The sequence below is a fragment of the Acidovorax sp. HMWF029 genome (genome assembly GCF_003060895.1).
GTDB lineage: Bacteria > Pseudomonadota > Gammaproteobacteria > Burkholderiales > Burkholderiaceae_C > Acidovorax.
Map to the genome: position 1 here is coordinate 1 of NZ_QAIH01000214.1, position 6211 is coordinate 6211.

The window sequence follows — 6211 nt, forward strand, 5'->3', positions numbered from 1 at the left end:
CCACGGCACCCCGCCCTGGCGGGTGGCGCTACAAAAAAGGCCCACCAGGGGGCGCACTCGTTACCATTGGGCCATGTTCAGTTATCGCCACGCCTTCCACGCGGGCAACCATGCCGATGTGCTCAAGCACACGGTTTTGATTGCCGCCTTGCAACACCTCACCGAAAAAGACGCGGCATTGACCGTGCTGGACACCCATGCAGGAGCCGGGCTGTACCGGCTGGACGGGGACTACGCCAGCACCAGCGGCGAGGCCACCGACGGCATCGCCCGCCTTTTCGCCCCCACCACACCCGCCCTCGCACCGGCCCTGCAGGCCTATGTGGACATGGTGAACGCCTTCAACCAGGGCAACACCCTGCGGGTCTACCCTGGATCGCCCTTTATCACCCAGCGCCTGCTGCGCAGCCAGGACAAGCTCAAGCTGTTCGAGCTGCATCCGACCGACCTGCGCTCCCTGGCGGGCAATGTCGCCCAGCTGGAGGCGGGCCGCCAGGTGGCAGTGCTCCATGAAGACGGGTTTGAAGGCATCAAGAAGTTTTTGCCCCCACCGGCCCGCCGCGCCCTCGTACTGTGCGACCCTAGCTATGAAATCAAGAGCGACTATGCCAAGGTGCTCGACATGGCGACCGACTCGCTCAAGCGTTTTGCCACGGGCACCTATGCGTTCTGGTACCCCATCATTCCGCGCCCCGAGGCACACGACCTGCCCCGCCGCCTCAAGACGCTAGCCACCAAGGCAGGCAAAAGCTGGCTGCACGCCACGCTGACCGTCAAGTCGAGCAAGATCACCGAAACGGTCACCGGCGACACCAAGCGCCCCGGCCTGCCGGCCAGCGGCATGTTCCTGATCAACCCGCCCTACACGCTCAAGGCGGCCCTGAAGACCGCGCTACCGCAAATGGCCGAGCTGCTGGCGCAAGACAAACACGCCACGCACACGCTGGAATCCGGCGGCTAAAGCGGCACACCCCTGTAGCGCTGCGCGCCTCGGCTCCAGCCATGGGCCCTGAAACCATGGGCCTCAACGCCCTGCTCAAGGCGCTGCCGGGCAATCCTTTTCTTCCTCGTCCAGGGCAAACAGCTCTACAGGCTTGAGCCCGAGACCGACCATGCCCAGGGCTTCGGCAGCGCCGCGACTGAGGTCGATCACGCGATTGCGGACATGGGGCCCCCGGTCGTTGATGCGCACGACGACCGTCCGCCCCGTTGCCTGGCTGCGCACACAGACCCGGGAGCCAAACGGCAGGGTGGGATGCGCCGCCGTGAGCGCGCGCATGTCAAAACGCTCCCCACTGGCCGTGCGCCGCCGGTGAAACTGCGCCCCGTACCACGAGGCCAACCCGACCTCGTCGGCCGTGACCAGCTCCAGGGACGACGCATCCACGCCCGCAGGCGGTAGCGGCGGCGGTGCAGGAGGATCGATCAGCATGGCCTCGCCCGGCACAGTCAGAAGGTGGGGGACCAGCGCGTCGGCCTCGGCCGACAGCCCCTGGGCCAGCGCGGGAGCCAACGCCAGGGCCCACAACAGCCCCACACATGCGACCTGCGAGATGCGCGCTCGCAGGGTTCCACGGCATGCGGGCGGCGGCACCCCCACCCCGCCCATCAGATCCCCAGGCGGCGACAGATCTCAAGCGTCGCGGCGCTTTGGTTCATGGTGTAGAAGTGCAGCGCTGGCACACCTGCGCTGCGCAGCTGGTCGCACAGGTCGGTCACCACATCCAGGCCAAAAGCCTTGATGCTGGCCGTGTCGTCACCAAACGCCTGCAGGCGCAGGCGGATCCAGCGCGGGATCTCGGCGCCGCACGCATCCGAAAACCGCATCAGTTGGGTGGAGCTGCCGATCGGCATGATGCCCGGCACCACCGGCACCTCAGCGCCCAGGCGCTGCGTATCTTCAATAAAACGGAAGTACGCATCGCTGTTGTAGAAATACTGGGTGATAGCCGAGTCGGCCCCGGCCTGCACCTTGGCCACATAGGCCTCGAGATCGGCCTCGGGCGAACGCGCCTGCGGATGCACTTCCGGGTAGGCCGCCACTTCGATGTGGAAGTCGCGCCCCGTCTCGGCGCGGATGAAGGCCACCAGGTCGCTCGCATAGTGGAACTCGCCTCCCGCGCCATAGCCGCTGGGCAGGTCGCCGCGCAGCGCCACCAGGCGCTTGACGCCCATGGCCTTGAGCGTGGCGAGCTGCTCGCGCACCGATTGGCGCGTTGCCCCGATGCAGGAGAAGTGCGACGCGGCGCTCACCCCTTCGGCCAGGATCTCGCGCACGGTGCCGAAGGTGCCCTCTTGCGTGGAGCCGCCAGCACCATAGGTCACCGAACAGAAATCCGGGTGCAGCGCATACAGCTGCTGGCGGGCCACGCGCAGCTTGTCGGCGCCTTCGGGCGTCTTGGGCGGGAAGAACTCAAAACTCACAGGGAAACCGATGCCCTGTGCATTGGCAGCATTCATGCAGCCCTCCTTGCATGGATAAAAAACTCTCGGTTGCCGTCGCCACCCTGGATGGAACTGTCAAGCCATGCCAGCACGCTCAGGCCCACGGTAGCGCAGCAGTCGCGGATGCGTTGCTCGACCACGGCGTACAAGGCCTCGTCGCGCACGATACCGCCCTTGCCCACCTGGCCGGGCTGCAGCTCGAACTGCGGCTTGACCAGCATGACCAGGTCGCCCTGCGGCGCCAGCAGCGGCACCAGTGCGGGCAGCACCAGCGTGAGCGAGATGAACGACAGGTCGCCCGTCACTAGGTCAAATTCGGGCGTGATGTCCACATCGACACGGTCCGCGCGGCGGCGGCGCTCCACCGGCAGCGTGCCCTGCGCGCGCGCCTTGGCCAGCTCGGCGCGTTCGGCCTTGAAGGCTTCGATGTCCTTTTCCTTGGCATCGTCGCTGTCGTCGTAGTCCTCGTCCACCTGGCCGCCGTTGCGCATCCAGCTGTAGGGGGCTTCGGGCTGGGTCTCGTTGTCTTCTTCCAGCTCGATGACTTCCGAGAGCGCCAGTTCGCAGGCCTGCTGCAACGCCTCGGCCGTCAGCGAGCGCGCGTTCACGCCCTCGACACACACCACCCGCAGGTCGCTGCGCAGCCGCTCGTGCAGCTGGTCGTGGCCCACGTCCACGCCAATCACCTGCGCCGCGCCGCGCTGCAGCAGGCAGTCGGTGAAACCACCGGTGCTCTGCCCCACATCCAGGCAGCGCAGCCCCTGCACCTTCAGGCCCAGGGCATCGAGCGCGCCTTCGAGCTTGAGCCCGCCGCGCGAGATGTACTTGGCCTCGGCGCCGTCGAGCAGCTGCACCTCGGCGATGGCCGGGATGTCGTCGCCATTCTTCGCCACCTTCTGCCAGGGCGCGAGCGGCGACAGGCGCCATTCGACACCCGACGCAATCAGGCGCTGGGCCTGCGAGCGGGTGGCGGCATGCCCCCGCTCCACCAAAAACACATCTGCGCGCATGGCGCCCATCCTTTTATGAATAAAAAAAGCCGTTCCCGCGCGACCATCATGCGTTTACAGCTATGATTTATATAGCAAACAGCCCCGCATGGAAGCGCCCGGCAGCGCACAGGGCGTCAAGCCCATGGAGAGGGGGCATTCCCCCTCTCCCGCCTGGTTCGCTCAGTAGCGGTAGGTATCGGGCTTGTAAGGGCCTTGCTTGGGCACGCCAATGTAGGCGGCCTGGTCGTCGCTCAGCTCGGTCAGCATGGCGCCCACCTTCTTCAGGTGCAGGCGCGCCACCTTTTCATCGAGGTGCTTGGGCAGCACGTAGACCTTGCCGTTTTCATAGTAGTCGCTGTGGGTGAACAGCTCGATCTGGGCGATGGTCTGGTTGGCGAACGAGTTGGACATCACGAAGCTGGGGTGGCCCGTGCCGCAGCCCAGGTTCACCAGACGGCCCTTGGCCAGCAGGATGATGCGCTTGCCATCAGGGAAAATTACATGGTCCACCTGGGGCTTGATCTCTTCCCACTGGCAGTTTTCTTCGAGCTTGGCGACCTGGATTTCGTTGTCGAAGTGGCCGATGTTGCAAACGATGGACTGGTCCTTCATCGCCGCCATGTGGTCATAGGTGATCACGTCGCGGTTGCCCGTGGTGGTCACGAAGATGTCGGCCTTGTCGGCGGCCCATTCCATGGTCACGACCTTGAAGCCTTCCATCGCGGCCTGCAGCGCGTTGATCGGGTCGATCTCGGTCACCCACACCTGGGCGCTCAGGGCGCGCAGCGCCTGGGCGCTGCCCTTGCCCACGTCGCCATAACCCGCCACCACGGCCACCTTGCCCGCGATCATCACATCGGTGGCGCGCTTGATGCCGTCCACCAGAGATTCGCGGCAGCCATACAGGTTGTCAAACTTGCTCTTGGTGACCGAGTCGTTCACGTTGATCGCGCGGAACATCAGCGAGCCCTTGGCCGACATTTCCTTCAAGCGGTGCACGCCGGTGGTGGTCTCTTCGGTCACGCCAATGATCTCTGCGCTCTTGCGGCTGTACCAGGTGCTGTCTTCGGCCAGCTTGGCCTTGATGGCGGCGAACAGGATGCGCTCTTCTTCGCTGCCCGGATTGGCCAGCACGGAGGCGTCTTTCTCGGCCTTCTTGCCCAGGTGCATCAGCAGCGTGGCGTCACCGCCGTCGTCCAGGATCAGGTTGGGACCTTCGCCTGCGGTGCCCTTGGCGCCAAAGTCAAAAATGCGGTGGGTGTAGTCCCAGTATTCGGCCAGGGTCTCGCCCTTGACGGCGAACACGGGCGTGCCCGTGGCGGCAATGGCGGCGGCGGCATGGTCCTGCGTGGAGAAGATGTTGCACGAGGCCCAGCGCACATCGGCGCCCAGGGCTTGCAAAGTCTCGATCAGCACGGCGGTCTGGATCGTCATGTGCAGGCTGCCGGTGATGCGGGCGCCCTTGAGCGACTGCTTGGCTGCGAATTCTTCGCGGATGGCCATCAGACCAGGCATCTCCGTTTCGGCGATGCGGATCTCCTTGCGGCCCCAATCGGCCAGGCCGATGTCGGCAATGATGCAGTCGGTGTTGACCGGGGCGTTGACGCGTGCGTTCATGGTGGTGTGCTCCAAAGCATGTTTGAAAAACCACTGGTCGGGGGAGTGACAAAGCTCACCACACGAGAAGTGGATGAGCGTCGTTGCGGGTAGATGGTTCCGAGCCTCACGCCCCGCCTGTGCTGGGGACGCTGCAACGCTCCTCGGATCGGCGAATTATAAAAGCAAGTGCCCGGCGGGGAAATATCCCCGGGCTGCGGGTGGGGCCGCCCCGCTCTCACTCGCCATTGCTCCTTCACCTCGGCAACATGCCAACCACCCATGTCACCTGTGCGGCTGCCGGGGTTGGCGGAGCCCCTGACACTGGTGCTCTTTCAAAAGCGCCATCAAGGAGCACCACATGGACCCCAAGGACAAGGTCGTCATCGTCACCGGCGGCGCCAGCGGCATCGGCCGCAGCATCGCGCGGCGTTTTGCGCAGGAGGGCGCCCGCGCCGTGGTCGTGGCTGACCTGTACCTGGAGGCTGCCCAGGCGGTGGCCGACGAGATCGGTGGCCTGGCCGTGCGCTGCGACGTATCGAAAGAGGCCGACATCCAGGCCCTGGTGGCCACCACCCGCGACCGCTTTGGCCACGTGGACGCCTATATCTCCAACGCGGGCATCCTGGGCCGCCCGGGCGGCATCGAACTCGAAGACCCGCTGTGGGACGCCATGTGGAACATCCACGGCATGGCCCATGTGTGGGCCGCGCGCGCCGTGGTGCCCGAGATGGTGGAGCGCGGCGAGGGCTTCTTCCTGGTCACAGCCTCGGCCGCCGGGCTGCTGACCATTGTCGAATCTGCTCCCTATGCCGTCACCAAACACGCGGCCGTGGCCTTTGCAGAATGGCTGCGCATCGCCTATGGCCGCAAGGGCGTGGACGTGGCCTGCCTATGCCCGCAGTCGGTGCGGACCGCCATGGTCACGGGCGACGGCGGATCTGCCTCGCACGACGGCATCCTGCCGCCCGAGCAGGTGGCAGGCGACGTGCTGGCCGCCATGTTGGACGGCCGCTTCCTGGTGCTGCCCCACCCCGAGGTGGCGCAGTACTTCCGCAACAAGGGGCAGGACTACGAACGCTGGATCGGTGGCATGCAGAAGATGTACGCCCGCCACACGCAGACCCCCGCAGGCTGATACCTGCTGCGGGGATTCCAGAGCGCCCGCCCGGTAAAAT

The 6211-nt window shown here is 65.6% G+C and carries 6 protein-coding genes and 1 riboswitch; of the genes, 2 read left to right on the forward strand and 4 right to left on the reverse strand.

What is annotated here, in order from left to right:
• The first annotated feature begins 73 nt into the window (after positions 1–73).
• Positions 74–961, forward strand: a complete 888-nt coding sequence (locus DBR12_RS14850) for a 23S rRNA (adenine(2030)-N(6))-methyltransferase RlmJ (protein WP_108617966.1) — start codon at positions 74–76, stop codon at positions 959–961.
• Between the two features lie 75 nt (positions 962–1036).
• Here the strand turns inward: DBR12_RS14850 and DBR12_RS14855 are convergent, their stop codons facing one another.
• The 4 genes from DBR12_RS14855 to ahcY all read right to left on the reverse strand — a co-directional run bounded on the left by DBR12_RS14855 (position 1037) and on the right by ahcY (position 5054).
• Positions 1037–1609, reverse strand: coding sequence for a septal ring lytic transglycosylase RlpA family protein (locus DBR12_RS14855; RefSeq protein ID WP_108617967.1), 573 nt, complete (start codon positions 1607–1609; stop codon positions 1037–1039).
• Entirely contained in the window at positions 1609–2460 is an 852-nt protein-coding gene (gene metF / locus DBR12_RS14860) for a methylenetetrahydrofolate reductase [NAD(P)H] (protein WP_108617968.1), read from the reverse strand. Before metF ends, DBR12_RS14855 begins: the two co-directional genes overlap by 1 nt.
• A complete protein-coding gene (locus DBR12_RS14865) occupies positions 2457–3455 on the reverse strand; it encodes a TlyA family RNA methyltransferase (RefSeq protein WP_108618010.1) in 999 nt (332 codons plus the stop codon). The genes metF and DBR12_RS14865 overlap by 4 nt, the downstream gene beginning before the upstream one ends.
• 162 nt (positions 3456–3617) lie before the next feature.
• Positions 3618–5054 (reverse strand): adenosylhomocysteinase, encoded by a 1437-nt coding sequence (gene ahcY / locus DBR12_RS14870; RefSeq protein WP_108617969.1) that lies wholly within the window; start codon positions 5052–5054, stop codon positions 3618–3620.
• Between the two features lie 68 nt (positions 5055–5122).
• Positions 5123–5205, reverse strand: a riboswitch (S-adenosyl-L-homocysteine riboswitch).
• Between the two features lie 189 nt (positions 5206–5394).
• On the opposite strand from ahcY, the gene DBR12_RS14875 reads away from it, so the two are divergent.
• Positions 5395–6171, forward strand: coding sequence for an SDR family oxidoreductase (locus tag DBR12_RS14875; RefSeq protein WP_108617970.1), 777 nt, complete (start codon positions 5395–5397; stop codon positions 6169–6171).
• Positions 6172–6211: the final 40 nt, after the last annotated feature.

Bases quoted from the DNA above. Each gene is read 5' to 3' on its own strand.
- DBR12_RS14850 (WP_108617966.1), top strand. From the start codon at position 74: ATGTTCAGTTATCGCCACGCCTTCCACGCGGGCAACCATGCCGATGTG.
- DBR12_RS14855 (WP_108617967.1), bottom strand. From the start codon at position 1,609: ATGGGCGGGGTGGGGGTGCCGCCGCCCGCATGCCGTGGAACCCTGCGA.
- metF (WP_108617968.1), bottom strand. From the start codon at position 2,460: ATGAATGCTGCCAATGCACAGGGCATCGGTTTCCCTGTGAGTTTTGAG.
- DBR12_RS14865 (WP_108618010.1), bottom strand. From the start codon at position 3,455: ATGCGCGCAGATGTGTTTTTGGTGGAGCGGGGGCATGCCGCCACCCGC.
- ahcY (WP_108617969.1), bottom strand. From the start codon at position 5,054: ATGAACGCACGCGTCAACGCCCCGGTCAACACCGACTGCATCATTGCC.
- DBR12_RS14875 (WP_108617970.1), top strand. From the start codon at position 5,395: ATGGACCCCAAGGACAAGGTCGTCATCGTCACCGGCGGCGCCAGCGGC.